Here is a 15766-nt window from a genome sequence, read left to right on the forward strand (position 1 = left end):
ATCGGGATGTCGTCCATTGACGCTTCCAGCGCGGTTAGGCGCTAGGGGTTCAGTGACCTCCGCAGTTGTTGCAGTGCCTCATGAACGACGGGCTTGGATCGATGGATCTCCCTCACATTCATCCCGGTAAACTCTTTCACTGCACGGCGCATGCTTTGCACATTGGTGAACCCGCACGACGTCGCTATTTCTGAATAGGTGATCCTTTGGGCGCCAGCCTGAAGGAGGAGCTCGAGGGCTTTGCGCGTTCTCAACGCGCGTATCCGCTCACCCAGGTGGAGTTCTTCATTCTCGAAGAAGTAGAACAGAGAGCGACGGGAGAGGTTGAACCTTCCAGCGACCATTGCCACATCCAGATTGGGGTTGTCGTAACTGGCTTCAAGGTATTTCTTCACGGCCCGACTTAGGGCCGGTTTCTGCGCCTCATCGTCGATCGGTGTTTCGAGCAGGGAGCCCACCAGGGTTGCCATCACGGATCGGAGGATGTCTGCTGTTCCCGATGCCTCCCGGTCGATGCCCGGCCGCTTCCAGCTCATTAGCGCAGGGATCACGAAAGTGCCCACAATTGGGTGCTTTGCGAGGTCAGGCAGACGAAGCAGGGAGCCTAGCGCGGCCTCGCTGATATCCAGGCTGCTGCGGTCGATGTTGAGCTGCAAGGCATGAAAGCCTTCGGGCGCATCGAAACTTCCGCCCAGCGAGGTATCGATGAACCTGACGGAGCCCGGTGATACTGGCTCAGGCACGCCGTTGAGAGAGAGGGTTAGGGCCGGGGCTTTGCGGAAGTAGGCCAGGCGCAGATCCGTGGTGTCGGGATTCGGCGCCCACGAGCCCAATGCAGGGCCGTTGAACATTTCTATGAGGCTGAAGCCTGACCCGGCGAGATTAATCGCTGAAGGATTGAAGGACACAGGAGTCTGGCGTGCCGACTTTTCCAACCGCATTGGGGTTTCGACGGCATTACCGTACCAAGCTCGCCAATGTTCGAACCTTTGTTCTGGCTTGAGCCCCTCCGGCACCGCATATCGGCGCAGGCGGCCGCTGTTCCCGGTAGGGGATTGAGGCATGCCATCCTCCTTTTCACCAGCTGAACCTTCATGGCGGCCATGGGAGTGGCGACTACGTCTTGAGCAAGCGGTTGCGGTGGCTCATAAGGATGGCCAGAAAGGACCTCAGCTGTTGGGTCTATTTTACCTGTGTACGTTGTTGATTGGTGCGTCGATGGCTTTGGTGCCGGCGCCCCACATGACCGGTATGGGCCACCGCCTTGGCCCGGGCGAGTATGCCGTTGGATAGGCAAGGGCTGGGAGAAACGATGCTATTCGCCACTCCACACCCTGGCGTGCCTGTCTTCGACATCTTCGTTGGGATACGTGGTCAAGGAAATGCGGGGTGCAATTGTTCGGCCACGGCGTCACGGAGCGGCCGGGATGTTTGGGCGATGTGCTCCACGTTCTGCAGATCGTCGCTATTTTGCTGTCCGCCTGGATGCAGCCTGGTCGCGAAATCATTGACTCGTTGAGGGGCGAGGGCATATTCGACAGCCAAGATGCTGGCCCCAACCACTCCCGCTTCCGGGCCGGTTTCGGATTGGGTGATATTCAGGTACTGGGTGGCCAACGGCGTTGAGCGTGCATAAACCGTTTCACGGATTCCGGCGATCAGATGTTCTCCGGATTGGGCAAGCGATCCGCCGACGACAATAAGGGAAGGGTTGATGAGGCTCACGCACATGTTGAGCATTTCTCCGATGTCGCGGCCAGCCTGCCGGACGGCTTGAATAGCAGCCAAATCGCCGGAACGAACGAGCGAGACGACGTCGTTTGCGGTGGTTGCTTCGAGTCCGTTTTCTCGGAGCTGGGCGGCGACGGCCGGAGCGCCTGCGATGGCTTCCAGACAGGAGGTCTTGCCACAGCGGCATTGAATTCCTGCCGCCTTGGAAACGGCAATATGACCGACGTCTCCTGCGACTCCTGCCGCGCCTCGCTGCAATATTCCTCCACTGATAACGCCCGAGCCGATGCCGGTGGCGACTTTAAGGAAGATCATGTTGTCCTCGTTGGGCCAGCGTGTAGCCCGCTCGCCGAGGGCCATGATGTTGACATCGTTGTCGACGAGTACAGGAACGTCAAAGGTCTGCTGAACGTAAGCGGGGACATCGAATCCGTCCCATCCCGGCATGATCGGAGGGCTGGTCGGCTTTCCGGTGGAGTGTTCCACGGGACCGGGCAGCCCGATGCCAACAGCGATGATGTCGGTTGCCGGACGCTTCACCGTTTTCAAATGACCCTGCAGCGTCATCGCTAGCCAGTCCAGAACAGCTTCCGGTCCGCAGGAAATCTCAAGTCGTTCAGTTGTTTCCAGGAGAACCCTTCCCGACAGGTCCGTGAGAGCCACGGTCGCGTGTGTGGCGCCGACGTCGGCGGCAGCGACCAGCCTTGCACCGGGGTTGAAGGCTAGTCGCGCCGAGGGGCGGCCTCCAGTGGAAGGCGCATCCGACACCGGTGCAACTAGTCCGAGTTCCAGGAGCGCCTCGAGACGAGAACTGATGGCAGCTCGCCCCAAGCCCGTTATCCCGGCCAGGTCGGCCCTGGTTCGCGGGCGTCCGTCCCGCAGGATGCGCAAAAGTTCGCCGGCGCCGCCGTTGTTCATTTTTCTCCGTTTCGGGGCTCAAAAGAGGTGAGTGATGAGCGCGAGGTCTTGACACATCACGCTCACAGGACCCCGAGGGGACCTTATCTCCACTCAGTGTCAAGGCGCCCACTCGTTCCCGTCCACTCGTCGATGCCCACAGCATCAAAAAGTGCAACTTCCTTGCGCGTTCCGTCGCCAACAGCGTCAAAAGGTGCAGACTTTTGCGGCTGACTGACTAAAGCCACGAGGTGCGTGTCACTGTTTCGGCATGGAAAACGACAGAACCACAACAGCCCCTTCCCGGTTACGGGCCGGGTTCGTCGGTGCCGGGTTCATGGCTGAGGTGCATAGCAGAGCCGCCCGTGCCGCAGGGGCGGAAATCGCCGGTATCGCGTCCTCGAGCCCTGCCAGTGCCGCACGCGTCAAAGACCGTCTGGGCGTCGAGCAGGCTTACGCCTCTGTCCAGGACCTCGTCCAGGACGACAGGATCGACGTCATCCACGTCTGCACCCCGAACGCCACCCACGTCGCACTGGCCGAGGCAGCGCTGAAAGCAGGCAAGCACGTTGTCTGTGAGAAGCCTCTGGCTACCACCGTGCAGGATGCCACCCATCTGGTGGAGCTGGCCGCTACGGCCGGGGCGGTCGCGACCGTTCCCTTCGTCTACCGGTTCCACCCGATGGTCCGGGAAGCCCGGGAACGCATTGCGTCCGGCCAGACGGGACGGATCTCTACTATCCAGGGGTCCTATCTTCAGGACTGGCTGCTGTCCCGGAACGACGATAACTGGCGGGTGGACGCCGGTGTCGGTGGCCCTTCGCGGGCGTTCGCCGACATCGGGTCCCACCTGTGCGATCTCCTCGAATTCGTGAGCGGGGAACGGATAACACGGGTCGGTGCACTGAGCCGCACTCTCTTCTCAGGCCGGGCAAACCACAAGGACATCCAGACGGAGGACCTCGTTGCGGCTGTATTCGCGACTGGGAACGGCACCGTGGGAAATCTGCTGGTCAGCCAGGTTGCGCCTGGGCGGAAGAACCGCCTGATGATCGAGATTTCGGGTTCTGAGAGCACGGTCCAGTTCGACCAGGAGGCGCCGGAGACGTTGTGGCTTGGTAAACGGGCCGGTTCCCAACTGCTTGTCCGCGACCCAGACGCGCTTAGCCCCGAAGCGGCACGGCTCAGTGTCCTACCGGCAGGGCATCCCCAGGGTTATCAGGATGCGTTCAATGCATTTGTCGCCGATACCTATGCCGCAATCAACGGAGACAACCGCGATGGCCTGCCTACCTTCCGTGACGGCCTCAGGTCAGCCGTCCTTACCGAAAGCATCATCGAATCCAGCAAGTGCGGCGAGTGGGTCGACGTCCCAGACGTGAAAGAACTAGAAGGAGTGCAGTAATGAAAATCATCCAGGTAGGCCTCGGCGCATGGGGCGCCCATGGCTTAAGGAAGGCAGTAGGATGATCCGATCTCTCGATCGCGTCAAGCGGTCACGCATCGTAGCGGGCTTGGGAGCCGCGCTCACTGTAACCCTGTTGGCAACCGCATGCACGGGCGGGTCATCAGCACCCAGCGCGGCGGCGGCCAAACCGGCAGAGCTGCGGATGCTCTACACCACCGATGAAGCCAACAGCGCCGCCGTCGCGTCGCTGGTGCCGCAGTTCAAGGAAAAGTTCGGCATCGATCTGAAGATCGACAACCAGCCGTACGACGCGTTGCAGCAGAAGGTCTTCTCCGAGTTCGCTTCCAGCAGCAGCTACTACGACATTGTCGTCGTCGACACTCCGTGGGCGCCGGCCCTGGTGCAGAACCTCGAACCCCTGAGCCAGTACCTTGAGAACGGGGCCCTGAACCCTGACGGCCCGCAGTCCAACGTGGGCGACTTCATCCCCAAGGTGTTCTACGACACAGCCGTCTACAACGTTGATTCCCCGATCAAACGCTACCCGGACCCCACGGCAAAGCCCGACGCTTCCGCGATAAAGAATGCAGGATTCGACGTGTACGGGATGCCGGTCCAGTCGAACGTGGCTGTCATGGCCTACCGCAGCGACCTGTTCAACGACCCGGCCCAGAAGGCGAATTTCAAGGCCAAGTACGGTAAGGATCTTACGGTCCCGAAGACCTGGGACGACTATGCCCAGGTGGCGGAGTTCTTTACCCAGCCGGATAAGAAGCTCTACGGCACCACGGTCATGGCGGGTGTCGGCGACTGGGCCACCGATGACTTCAAGACCCTGCTCGCATCCCAGGGCGGGGACGGGACCCTGGCGGACCAGAACGGCAAGCCCACGTTCGACACGCCCGAAGGAGTCCAGGCGCTGGATTACTACGCCAAGCTGGCGCAAAGCGGACATGTCCCCCCGGGCAGCACGTCAGCGGACTGGGGTACGACCGCCGAATCGTTCGGCAGCGGGCTGACCGCCATGACGATCAACTACCACGACCTCAAGCTCGGTGACAACGTCAAGGGCGGCACCATCGGCTATGCCCCGGTGCCCATCGCGAAGGCCGCCGGACCCCACTTCGGGACCTGGATGCTGAGCGTCAACAAGAATTCCAAGAACAAGGAATGGGCCTACCAGGCGGTCAGCTGGCTGACCGCCGCCGAGCAGCAAACAACGATGACCGCCAAGTCCCTGCACCCCAGCCGGACCTCCGTATTTGCCAGCATCAAGAGCGATAACCCCCTCGCACCCTTCTACCACACCCTCGGAAAATCCCTCGCAGAAGGCGTCGGCCGCGCACGGTTGACCAACTACACCGAACTCAGCCACGAGGTGGCCGTCGCGGTGAACAAGGCAGCAACCGGCGCTTCCTCGCCATCGGACGCCCTCAAGTCCGCGTCAGACAAGGTCTCGGCCCTCCTTAAATCGGCCGGCTACTAACCCCATCGGACCGTTCAAGGTCGCCCAAGGAGTATCGATTATGAAAGCAACCGCCGCACCATTGGATGCGACCTTGACGGTTGACGCTTCCCGCCGCGCGGACGGCCTTGCCACGGCCGGCCCGCGCGGCAGGAAGCCGCTGACCTGGAAAAAACGTTCGACCCCGTGGGTCTACATGGCCCCGGCCATGTTTGTCCTGCTGCTAATGACGGTGGCCCCGGCCATTTTTATCTTCTACTCGGCCTTCCGAAACGACAAGATCCTCGGGGGCGTGGGCAAATTCGTCGGACTGGATAACTTCATCACGGCGGTCACCAATGCCTCAGTCCAGCACGCATTCCTGATCACGTTCGGCTTCGTTGCGGTCGCGGTGATCCTGGAGATGATCCTGGGCTTCGCCCTGGCACTCCCGCTAGCGGCCCAGACCCGCGCCAACAAGGTCGGGGCTGCGCTCATGCTGCTGCCGTTCGCCGTCACGCCGGCGGTCGCCGCAATGGTCTTCAAGCAGCTGCTGAACCCCAACTACGGGTGGTTGGGCTACTACCTCGGCGTCTTCGGATTCCCCAAAGGCGTCGACCTGCTCGGTGATCCGACATCGGCATGGATCGTACTGGTCATTCTCGACATGTGGCAGTGGACCCCGTTCATCGCCCTGATCCTGATGGCCGGCCTTCAGTCCCTGCCGGGGGAACCCAGGGAAGCAGCCATGGTCGACGGAGCGACCCCATGGCAGATGTTCCGGCACATCACCTTTCCGGCCATGGTGCCGTTCATTGCCATCGCTGCCGTGCTGCGGACCATCCAGGCCTTCAAAACCTTCGATTCATTCAAGATCCTCACCGGTGGCGGTCCCGGTGAGTCCACCGAGATCATCAACCTAGGCATTTTCCGCGTCGGCCTTCAAAGCTTCAACGTCGGTCTCGCCTGCGCGCTGGGCGTGGTCTTCCTGATCATCCTCTCGCTCCTTATCCCCTTCATGCTGCGTATCATCGGCCGCCGAGCAGACCCTGAGGAAATGTAATGACAACGACATCATCAACCAGCCGCGGGGGTACCGTGGCACGCGTCATCATCGGACGTACCTTCCTGTGGGCATGGCTCCTGGTCGGCCTTGTGCCGCTGCTGTTCATGTTCATCACCTCCATCAAGCCGGCCGGGATCGCCAACCAGATCCCCCCGGCCTGGATCTTCCAGCCGACCCTGGACAACTACGCCTCCGTACTGTCAGCGGGCGGCGGCAAATCCGAAAGCTTCGGTCAGCTGCTCACCAATAGTGCAATCGTCAGTCTCGGTGCCACCGCCCTGGCAATCGTTGTGGGGGTCCCTGCCGCATATGCCCTGACTATGAGGGATTTCCGGGCCCGCAAGGGGCTCTCATCCTGGATCCTGTCGACCTACATGTTCCCTCCCATCGTCGCCGTCATCCCGGTCTTCGTCTTCGCCGGCAAGCTCGGGCTCATGGACACCTATCCGGCCCTGATCATCCCGTACGCTGCCTTCAACCTGCCCATCGTGGTGTGGATCCTGCGCAGCTCGATCCTGCAGCTGCCCTATGAGATCCAGGAAGCAGCCATGGTCGACGGGGCCTCGACAGGGAACGTGCTCCGCCGGATCATTTGGCCCCTGCTCGTGCCGTCCGTCGCGACGGCCGCTGTACTGACCATCGTCCTGTCGTGGAACGAATTTCTGTTCGCCCTGTCCCTGACCCGCAGCGGAGCGAAGACCGCTCCGGTGGGCCTGCAGCAGTTCACCGGTATGTACGGCACGGACTGGGGCAACATCACCGCGGCCGCAACCCTGATCGTCGCGCCCATCCTGGTGCTCATGGTCGTGCTGCGCCGCCAGATGGTCGCCGGCCTCACCTTCGGTGCAGTCAAGTAAATGAGTATTGGAGAAGAAAAGATGAAAGCAGTCATCCTCCCCGGTGACAAAAGAGTCACCGTCGTGGAACGCGACGTCCCGGAGCCGGGACCGCATGAGGTGTTGGTGAGGACCCGTGCCTCCGCGATCTGCCGCAGCGACATGAGCATCTACTACGGCACCCCGATCGTCGGCGGTGAAAGCGCCGGCCACGGTTCGGTGATACCTGGGCACGAGGCAGCCGGCGAAGTCGTCAAGGTCGGGAACGCCGTGACCCACGTCAAAGAAGGCGACCGTGTTGCGGGCTACCTTGCCCTGGGCTGCGGATTCTGCGAGTACTGCCTCAGCGGCTACATGATGCTGTGTGACGAGTGGAAATGCTTCGGTTTCGACGTCCACGGCGGTGACGCCGACTACTTCGTGCTCCCCGAACGCAACTGTCTTCAGCTCCCTGACGAACTCAGCTTCCGCGCCGGGGCGGTCATGACGGACATGGTCGGCAGCCAGTACCATGTGCAGAAGCAACTCGGCGTGGCCGGCGGAAAAACCGTAGCCATCTTCGGCATGGGACCAATGGGATCGGCCGCGGTACTCATCGGCAAGGCCTTCGGCGCCCGTGTCGTCGCCGTCGACGTCATCGACCACCGGCTCGAACAGGCCAGCTCGCTCGGCGCGGACGCCGTCATCAACAGCACGACAGCCGACGCCGTCCAGCAGATCCGGGACCTCACCCAGGGCCGCGGAGCGGACGTCTGCATCGATTGTTCCGGCAACCCCGCCGGGCAGAACTCTGCCCTGGAGGCCGCCGCCAAGCTCGGCGCCGTCGCTTTCGTCGGTGAGTCGCGGGCCACGCAGATCAACCCCAGCGACCAGATGCTCAGAAAACTGCTCACCGTCGTCGGCGGCTGGTACTTCCCCATCAGCGACTGGGAAGAAATCGTCCGCCTCGTCATAGACCAGGAAATTCCGGTCGAAAAGCTCATCAGCCACGACTTTTCCATCGATCAGGCCGAGGAAGCCTTCCGCGCTTTCGACCAGCGCGAAACCGAAAAAGCCGTCTTCGTCTGGTAATTCCTGTCAGACCCTCCAAGGAGAGAGAACCCATGTTCAGATATGCCGCCGAGCTCGTCCCATACCACGACTACGGCTTCGAAGACTCGATCCGCGACCTTGCCGACATAGGCTTCAAGGAAGTCAACCTCTGGTCCTCCGCAGCACCGCTGGCCCACCACGTCGCTCCGGGAGATGACCCCAGCAAAATCCTTGGAGTGCTGGACAAGTACGGGGTCAAACCCTGCGGCCTCACCGTCTACGGAAAGACCCAGGACGAAATCCTTGAACGCGTCGATTTCGCCGCGGACCTCGGAATCGACACCCTCGTCTTCGACTGCGAAGCCAACTACTCCGACTTCGTCTCCACCTTCCTGCCACCCATCGTCGAAGCAGGAGCGCGTCGAGGAGTCAGGATCGCGGTCGAAAACCATCTCACCGTCCCTTTCGCCGCCGATTTCGAATCCGGTGCCAACGAAGACCAGCGATGGGACGAAGGCGTGGACACCCTCGCACAGATGAAACGGCTCATCCGCGACATCGACGACCCCTATCTCGGCGTCTGCATCGCTCCCCCGCACCTGTGGGTGATGCAGGACACCATCAGCGCAGCGATCACGTTCCTCGCCGAACGCAAGCGGCTCTTCTACTACTACATCTGGGACATCGACCGCGCCTACCGCCACGGCAAAGACGGGCTGAACTTCGGTCCCGCCGACCAGCAACTCCCCCGCCCCGACGGAACACTTGACCATTCCGTAATGCTGGAAACGCTGCACAGGGTCGGGTATGAAGGCGTCGCCAGTCTCAAATGCCATGGCACGCAGGGATGGAGCTTCGAAAAAATCGGTGAACACCTTCGGGCGTCCGACGCCTACGTCAGGGACTGCATGAAGAAATCCCACGCCCTCTGAGAATCCCGGACTCACCACATGGTCCGGGGTCTGCAGCGGCAATCGCCAGTATTTTCCTGGCCGTACCCGATCTGCAGTCCCCGGACCTCAAGAACGGACATCCGAAAAGGCAGCAAGTGCTGTCATAGCAGGACCGACAACCTTTGATCCGGAGGCGTCGGCCCGAAACGGCGATCCGACCCGAACCGGACAATCCAGTAAAGCCAAGGAGCCTGATATGCCCCGCCCGTACACCCTGTTCACCGGCCAGTGGGCCGACCTGCCCTTCGAGGAAGTCGCCAGGCTCGCGTCCGGCTGGGGCTACGACGGCCTCGAAATCGCTGTCTCCGGCGACCATCTGGACGCCTGGCGCTGGGACGAACCCGGTTACGTCGAGTCCAAACTCGCCGTCCTGGAAAAGTACAACCTGAAGGTCTGGGCGATCTCCAACCACCTCAAGGGCCAGGCCGTCTGCGATGACCCGATCGACTTCCGCCACGAAGCGATCGTCGGATCCAAGGTCTGGGGCGACGGCGACCCCGAAGGCGTCCGGCAGCGCGCGGCCGAGGAAATGAAACACACCGCCCGCCTCGCCAAGGCCCTCGGCGTGGACACCGTCGTCGGCTTCACCGGCTCCTCCATCTGGCAATACGTCGCGATGTTCCCGCCCGTCCCGGAAAAAGTCATCGACGCCGGCTACCAGGACTTCGCCGACCGCTGGAACCCCATCCTGGACGTCTTCGACGAATGCGGCGTCCGCTTCGCCCACGAAGTCCACCCGAGCGAGATCGCCTACGACTACTGGACCACCGTCCGCACTCTGGAAGCGATCGGCCACCGCGAAGCGTTCGGGCTGAACTGGGACCCCTCCCACTTCATGTGGCAGGGCATCGACCCCGTCTCCTTCATCTGGGACTTCAAGGATCGGATCTACCACGTGGACTGCAAGGACACCAAGCTGCGCCCCACCGGCCGCAACACCGTCCTCGGCTCCCACCTGCCCTGGGGCGACCCCCGCCGCGGCTGGGACTTCGTCTCCGCCGGACGCGGCGACGTCCCCTGGGAATCCTCCTTCCGCGCGCTCACCGCCATTGGCTACACCGGACCCATCTCGGTGGAATGGGAAGACGCCGGCATGGACCGCCTGCACGGCGCCCCCGAAGCCCTCGCCGCGCTGAAGAAGTTCGACTTCCCCGCGTCCCAGACCAGCTTCGACGCCGCCTTCAGCAGCAAGGACTGAATGGGACGGCGGGCCTAACCCGCAGCCCAGCACCTGGCCAGGATTGCAGGAAGCGATCCCGGCAGCCAACGTGCCCGAAGCCACATCGGCCATTCCAGGACAGGAACACATGAACGCTCCAGTTATCGGCATAGACATCGGAGGCACCGGAATCAAAGGAGGCCTCGTAGACCCAACAAGAGGCAAACTCCTAGGCGAACCCGTGTGCGTACCAACGCCTCAGCCAGCAACCCCCAAAGCCGTTGCCCAAGCCGTTGCCCTGCTGGTGGCCGACGTGTCGGTCTATCCGGAAGCTCCGGCAGCCGATTCGCCCATGGGTGTCACATTCCCCGGCATCATCCGCCATGGCGTGGTCCACTCCGCAGCGAACATGGACAGAAGCTGGCTGAACACCGACATCAACGAACTCCTGACCACCCGACTGGGACGGCGAGTGGAGGTCATCAACGACGCCGATGCCGCTGGCCTTGCCGAAACGCGCTACGGTGCCGGGGCTGGAGTTTCCGGGGCCGTCCTCGTGATCACGCTGGGTACGGGCATCGGGTCCGCGCTCATCCTTAACGGGCAACTCGTGCCGAACGTCGAGCTCGGACACCTGGAAGTTGACGGCTGCAGAGCCGAAACAACGACGTCAGCCGTGGCGCGCGAACGGGACCAACTTTCCTGGGAAGAGTACAGCGTCCTGCTGCAGCGCTACTTCTCACACGTGGAATTCCTGCTGTCACCCGAACTCTTCATCGTCGGCGGCGGCATCTCTCAGCGCGCAAGCGAATACTTACCCCACCTCAAACTCCAGACCACCATCGTGCCCGCGGTTTTCCGCAATGAAGCAGGCATAGTCGGGGCAGCGATCCAAGCGTTTGCTCCGGAACACCGTTGATTGGAAGCAGCAGCATTGGATCCGCCTCAACCAGCGCCCCTCACCTGAACCTACCGAGCCCAAAGGAACCTGCCATGGCCCGCCCCTATGTCCCGTTCACCGGCCAATTGGCCGACCAGCCCTTCGAAGAAGTCTCGCCTGGCCTCCGGCTGGGTTTTGTTGGGGTGGAGGTCGCCGTTTCCGGCGGCCATCTGGATCCCTGTGAGCGAGGCCGATCGAACTCCACACCTTCCCTGCGGGACCGCGGCAGCCCCCGCCCATCGGTGCCACATCAACCCCGGCTACTGAGGAGACGCCAGCTAAAGACCAAGCGGCTGCATCGTCGAGTCCGCGGGCCGTGTGTGGTAGGCGATCCCGCGCGGAGACAGCACTTGTTCGATGCCGGAGATCATTCCGCCAATCAGGCCTGCTTCGTTTCCAAGCGTACTGTGTACCAACGAGAGTTTGCGTGTCGCTAGAGGTTGGGCCTGTTGGTAAACGACGCTCCGGACTTGGGCAAGAATGTCTTCGGTGCATTGTGTGACGGCACCCGCCAGGACTATCCGGGCCGGATTACAAAAGTTCACCAAATCGGCAACAACTTGCCCAACGATGGTGGCGCTGTCCCGCACGACGTTTACGGTGGCGGGGTCGCCCCGTACCAGCAGTTCGAATAGTTGCTCCTCACCTATTTCATCATTGCGTATGGCGGAGACCCGCGCGGCCATCGCACTGATGGACGCCACCGCTTCCAAGCAGCCGTGGCTGCCGCAGCGGCAGAGCATGTCCTTCATGTCAGGTACTTTGCTGTGGCCGATGTCGGCGGCAGCGCCGTCGGCTCCGTGCAGAAGGTGGCCGGTCTCGCTGACGAACCCGCCGCCCACACCTGTGCCGATACTGATCATCAGCAGCGGCAGGTGCTCGCCCCTGTACGAGCGGGCCTCGCCCAGGGCCATCAGGTGGACATCGTTATCGACGATCACGTCGCATCCGAAATGACGAGCGAAGTAACCGCAGACCCCAAATCCGTCCCAGCCAGGCATCAGCGGGGGTCGAACGGCCATCCCGAGCTTGGCGTCGACGGGTCCTGGCAGCCCGACTGAAATGACGAGAACATCCCGGATGCCCAAGCCACCGTCCGCGAGCATCGCCTCAAAAGCCGAGGCTATTGCGCCCAGTAGCTCGTTGGGGCCGGCCGTGACTTCCATCTTGATTTCGCCGCGGGAAACGACTTGCTTGTCCAGGGTTGTGACAGCCAGCCTGGTCGCGCGCGAGGAGACATCGGCTACCAGAACGACGCCTTTGGCGGGGCTGATACGAAAAGCTTGGGCGGGTCGCCCTCGGCTGCCTTGGGGGCCAGGTCCTGCGTCTTCGATCAGCCCGTATTGCAGCAAGACGCTGAGGTGGTTCTCGATAGTGGAGCGGGCGAGCCCAGTGGCTTTGACTAGTTCCGTTCTCGTCACAGTGTCCTCGTCGGCTATCAGCCGGGCGACGACGCTCCGCGCTGCCACAGCATCAGGCGCCAGATTCTGGTCCTGATGCAGGAGGCCGACTTCAGTCCACAAGGATCCCATGGCACGCTCCACATTTCGTAGGTTTTATGTTGAAAACAGAATAAATCAGGCAGTTTTTTTCCATTCTCGATCTCTTTTAGGGTGAACCCATGATCTATTCGATGATAGACGCAGTCGTCTACAGCATCCAACGGCTTGCGGAGGATTAAATGGCCCCGCGTTTAGCCGTCAAGAATCTGTCCAAGCACTTCCTGGGCGTGCAGGCCCTTTACGACGTGAGTTTTGAACTCCATCCCGGTCAGGTTTTGGCCCTTATCGGAGAGAACGGTGCCGGGAAGTCCACACTGATCCGCATCCTTTCCGGAGCACACCAGCCAGACGCGGGTGAGGTGACGATGAACGGCCGACCTGTGCAGATCCACGGGCCGAAGGACTCCGAAGCCCACGGGATTGCCACGGTCTACCAGGAGCTGAATCTTTTCCCGGACCTCACAGTGGCGGAAAACTTGGTATTCGGGGCATACCCTCGCAAAGGCGTAATCGACTGGAAGACAGCGAAGCACGAAGCACGGGATTTTCTGGGAAGTCTTGGACTCAACGTCGACGTCAATCGTAAGGTGCGTCAGTTGAGTGTGGCCGAAAAACAGATGCTCGAGATTGCCAAGTCGCTGCACCGTAATGCCCAAGTGCTCATTCTAGATGAACCCACAGCTGTACTCGGAGGCGAGGACGTCGACCATCTTCTGAAGCTGATCCACGGCTTGAAGGAACGGGGCGTCAGCATCATCTTCGTGTCTCACCGGCTGGAAGAAGTTTTCGACCTGGCCGACCGCTACATCGTCTTGAAAGACGGCAGGCTCACCGGCGCCGGAAAGATCTCAGAGACCGATCACGACGACCTCGTTTCCAAAATGGTGGGCAGAAACTTCACCCGCGGGGAACGCGAACTCTCGGCAAGCCTGGGGGAGACGGCTCTAGAGGTCAAGAACCTGACCCGCGAAGGAGTCCTGAACGACATCTCCTTCCATGTTCGATCTGGAGAAGTAGTCGGAGTGGCCGGCCTCAGAGGTGCAGGACGTACGGAACTGGCAAGGGCTATCTACGGAGCCGATCCCTACACAAGCGGTGAAGTCTTCATCAAGGGCCACAAGCTGAAAGCCGGAAAACCGCTTCAGGCGATCGACGCTGGAATCGGCCTCGTGCCCGAAGAGCGGAAAACCCAAGGCCTGTTCACCGCCTTGTCCACGGCGATGAACATCCCCCTTGTCAGTATGCTCAAGAAGCGCACAGCCACGGCCTCCCCAAGCCGGGACCGGACCCTGGCAAAGAGTTATGTTGACAAGCTGCGCATCAAACTCCCGGACGTCTCCTCCCCGGTGGCCACGCTTTCCGGCGGAAATCAGCAGAAGGTTGTGCTGGCGAAGTGGCTTGAGGCAGGCGTGGACGTCCTCATCCTTGACGAGCCCACCCGTGGCATCGATATCGGCGCCAAGCAGGAAATCTACGAACTGATCCACGAACTGTGCCATCAAGGTCTGGCCATCATCGTAATCTCCTCGGAACTGCCCGAGGTCCTGGCCCTCAGCAACCGCATTCTGGTCATGTATCACGGCGAGGTTGCGGCCGAACTTGAAGGCGCCACAGCCACAGAAGAACAAATCATGTTTTATGCCGTTGGAGGTAGATAGAAGTGACAACCGAAACGCGAACGGGACCTGGGGCCAACAGCCTGTCCCTGAAACTGCGTAATAATCTGCTGCCGATCCTGATCCTCCTGGTTGTGGTCGCTGCCGTGGCTCTGTTGGTCCCCTCCTTCTTCCAGCCCAGCAACATGCTCAATGTCGGTCGCCAGTCCGCGATCGTGGGGATAATTGCTGTTGGAATGACGTTCGTCATCCTCACTGGGGGGATCGACCTTTCCGTTGGTTCCATCCTCGCTCTTTCTGGCGTTACGACGGCGATCCTGATAAACAACGGTCTGATCGTTCCACTGGCCATCGTGGCGGGCATGCTTGTTGGAGTAGTGGCAGGCGTCATCAACGGTATAGGCGTTGCAGTCCTGAAGGTCCAGCCGTTCATCATGACTCTGGCCACCATGGTCGCCATTCAGGGCCTTTCGCTACGCCTCACGGATGGAGGCCCAAAACAGTTCTCTAACCGTGAACCATTCTTCAACTTCATAGGAAGCGGCAGCCTCCTCGGCATACCCGGGCCCTTCATCGTGTTCCTGTTGATCGCCGTCACCGGCATCCTTGTACTGCGATATCTGGCCTTCGGGCGGTACATCTATGCCATCGGCGGCAGCATAGAAGCCGCACGTCTCTCGGGAGTCCGGACCACCAGCACCATCATGCTGGCCTATTCGATCAGCGGGCTATGCGCGGGCCTGGCCGGAGTCATGACCGCAGCCCGCCTCGGCGTCGGAGATCCGACGGCCGGCAGCCTGTCCAACCTGGACGCCATCACCGCCGTCGTCATCGGCGGGACCAGCCTGATGGGTGGCATCGGCGGTGCTGTTGGAACAGTGTTCGGAGCCATCCTGCTGGCCATATTGTCCAACGTCATGAATCTCCTCGGGATCTCACCGTTTGACCAGCAGATCGTCAAGGGCGCCGTCATCGTGATCGCTGTTTTGGTCGCCGCCAAAGCAACCGTGAGGCGATTCAAGGAGCGACGCACCGACTCACCGAAGGCAGCTACAAGCCAGCCACCCGTCGTCCCTGCCTCTGAATCTAGGCACGGCTCCCTCCAGCCGGACGGATCCTCGCCTGCTGAACAGACGATGCCCCGCTGACTTCATCTCAGTCCTAAAACAATCACAATCCCGA

At 61.3% G+C, this 15766-nt stretch carries 13 protein-coding genes; 10 read left to right on the forward strand and 3 right to left on the reverse strand.

Going from position 1 to position 15766, the window contains the following annotated elements:
* Positions 1–41: 41 nt before the first annotated feature.
* Both QFZ23_RS02040 and QFZ23_RS02045 read right to left on the reverse strand, forming a co-directional pair.
* A complete protein-coding gene (locus QFZ23_RS02040) occupies positions 42–1064 on the reverse strand; it encodes an AraC family transcriptional regulator (protein ID WP_306920285.1) in 1023 nt (340 codons plus the stop codon).
* A gap of 310 nt (positions 1065–1374) precedes the next feature.
* Complete coding sequence (locus QFZ23_RS02045; RefSeq protein WP_306920286.1) at positions 1375–2649, reverse strand: ROK family transcriptional regulator; 1275 nt, start codon at positions 2647–2649, stop codon at positions 1375–1377.
* Between the two features lie 250 nt (positions 2650–2899).
* Here QFZ23_RS02045 and QFZ23_RS02050 point away from each other — a divergent pair, with 250 nt between their 5' ends.
* The 8 genes from QFZ23_RS02050 to ppgK all read left to right on the forward strand — a co-directional run bounded on the left by QFZ23_RS02050 (position 2900) and on the right by ppgK (position 11445).
* The gene (locus tag QFZ23_RS02050; RefSeq protein WP_306920287.1) at positions 2900–4033 is read left to right on the forward strand and encodes a Gfo/Idh/MocA family protein; all 1134 of its coding nucleotides are present in this window, start codon (positions 2900–2902) and stop codon (positions 4031–4033) included.
* 61 nt (positions 4034–4094) lie between these two features.
* The gene (locus tag QFZ23_RS02055) at positions 4095–5522 is read left to right on the forward strand and encodes an ABC transporter substrate-binding protein (protein ID WP_306920288.1); all 1428 of its coding nucleotides are present in this window, start codon (positions 4095–4097) and stop codon (positions 5520–5522) included.
* A gap of 40 nt (positions 5523–5562) precedes the next feature.
* Positions 5563–6543 carry a carbohydrate ABC transporter permease gene (locus tag QFZ23_RS02060; RefSeq protein WP_306920289.1) on the forward strand — a complete coding sequence of 327 codons (981 nt, stop codon included), beginning with the start codon at positions 5563–5565 and terminating at the stop codon, positions 6541–6543.
* A complete protein-coding gene (locus QFZ23_RS02065) occupies positions 6543–7403 on the forward strand; it encodes a carbohydrate ABC transporter permease (protein WP_306920290.1) in 861 nt (286 codons plus the stop codon). Before QFZ23_RS02060 ends, QFZ23_RS02065 begins: the two co-directional genes overlap by 1 nt.
* Positions 7404–7424: 21 nt before the next feature.
* On the forward strand, positions 7425–8453 hold the full coding sequence (locus tag QFZ23_RS02070) for a zinc-binding dehydrogenase (RefSeq protein WP_306920291.1): 1029 nt from the start codon (positions 7425–7427) through the stop codon (positions 8451–8453).
* A 32-nt stretch (positions 8454–8485) separates the two neighbouring features.
* On the forward strand, positions 8486–9346 hold the full coding sequence (locus QFZ23_RS02075) for a sugar phosphate isomerase/epimerase family protein (protein ID WP_306920292.1): 861 nt from the start codon (positions 8486–8488) through the stop codon (positions 9344–9346).
* Positions 9347–9563: 217 nt separating this feature from the next.
* Positions 9564–10565 (forward strand): sugar phosphate isomerase/epimerase family protein, encoded by a 1002-nt coding sequence (locus tag QFZ23_RS02080; protein WP_306920293.1) that lies wholly within the window; start codon positions 9564–9566, stop codon positions 10563–10565.
* Positions 10566–10674: 109 nt separating this feature from the next.
* Positions 10675–11445, forward strand: a complete 771-nt coding sequence (ppgK, locus tag QFZ23_RS02085) for a polyphosphate--glucose phosphotransferase (RefSeq protein ID WP_306920294.1) — start codon at positions 10675–10677, stop codon at positions 11443–11445.
* A 299-nt stretch (positions 11446–11744) separates the two neighbouring features.
* Here ppgK and QFZ23_RS02095 read toward each other — a convergent pair whose 3' ends face one another.
* Entirely contained in the window at positions 11745–12998 is a 1254-nt protein-coding gene (locus QFZ23_RS02095) for an ROK family transcriptional regulator (RefSeq protein ID WP_306920295.1), read from the reverse strand.
* 149 nt (positions 12999–13147) lie between these two features.
* Between QFZ23_RS02095 and QFZ23_RS02100 the strand changes: the two genes are divergently transcribed.
* Both QFZ23_RS02100 and QFZ23_RS02105 read left to right on the forward strand, forming a co-directional pair.
* A complete protein-coding gene (locus tag QFZ23_RS02100) occupies positions 13148–14626 on the forward strand; it encodes a sugar ABC transporter ATP-binding protein (protein ID WP_306920296.1) in 1479 nt (492 codons plus the stop codon).
* A 2-nt stretch (positions 14627–14628) separates the two neighbouring features.
* Entirely contained in the window at positions 14629–15732 is a 1104-nt protein-coding gene (locus QFZ23_RS02105; protein WP_306920297.1) for an ABC transporter permease, read from the forward strand.
* The last annotated feature ends 34 nt before the right edge of the window (positions 15733–15766 follow it).

Origin of the sequence: Arthrobacter globiformis (assembly GCF_030818015.1) — a bacterium.
Taxonomy (GTDB): domain Bacteria; phylum Actinomycetota; class Actinomycetes; order Actinomycetales; family Micrococcaceae; genus Arthrobacter; species Arthrobacter globiformis_C.

Bases quoted from the DNA above. Each gene is read 5' to 3' on its own strand.
- QFZ23_RS02040 (WP_306920285.1), bottom strand. From the start codon at position 1,064: ATGCCTCAATCCCCTACCGGGAACAGCGGCCGCCTGCGCCGATATGCG.
- QFZ23_RS02045 (WP_306920286.1), bottom strand. From the start codon at position 2,649: ATGAACAACGGCGGCGCCGGCGAACTTTTGCGCATCCTGCGGGACGGA.
- QFZ23_RS02050 (WP_306920287.1), top strand. From the start codon at position 2,900: ATGGAAAACGACAGAACCACAACAGCCCCTTCCCGGTTACGGGCCGGG.
- QFZ23_RS02055 (WP_306920288.1), top strand. From the start codon at position 4,095: ATGATCCGATCTCTCGATCGCGTCAAGCGGTCACGCATCGTAGCGGGC.
- QFZ23_RS02060 (WP_306920289.1), top strand. From the start codon at position 5,563: ATGAAAGCAACCGCCGCACCATTGGATGCGACCTTGACGGTTGACGCT.
- QFZ23_RS02065 (WP_306920290.1), top strand. From the start codon at position 6,543: ATGACAACGACATCATCAACCAGCCGCGGGGGTACCGTGGCACGCGTC.
- QFZ23_RS02070 (WP_306920291.1), top strand. From the start codon at position 7,425: ATGAAAGCAGTCATCCTCCCCGGTGACAAAAGAGTCACCGTCGTGGAA.
- QFZ23_RS02075 (WP_306920292.1), top strand. From the start codon at position 8,486: ATGTTCAGATATGCCGCCGAGCTCGTCCCATACCACGACTACGGCTTC.
- QFZ23_RS02080 (WP_306920293.1), top strand. From the start codon at position 9,564: ATGCCCCGCCCGTACACCCTGTTCACCGGCCAGTGGGCCGACCTGCCC.
- ppgK (WP_306920294.1), top strand. From the start codon at position 10,675: ATGAACGCTCCAGTTATCGGCATAGACATCGGAGGCACCGGAATCAAA.
- QFZ23_RS02095 (WP_306920295.1), bottom strand. From the start codon at position 12,998: ATGGGATCCTTGTGGACTGAAGTCGGCCTCCTGCATCAGGACCAGAAT.
- QFZ23_RS02100 (WP_306920296.1), top strand. From the start codon at position 13,148: ATGGCCCCGCGTTTAGCCGTCAAGAATCTGTCCAAGCACTTCCTGGGC.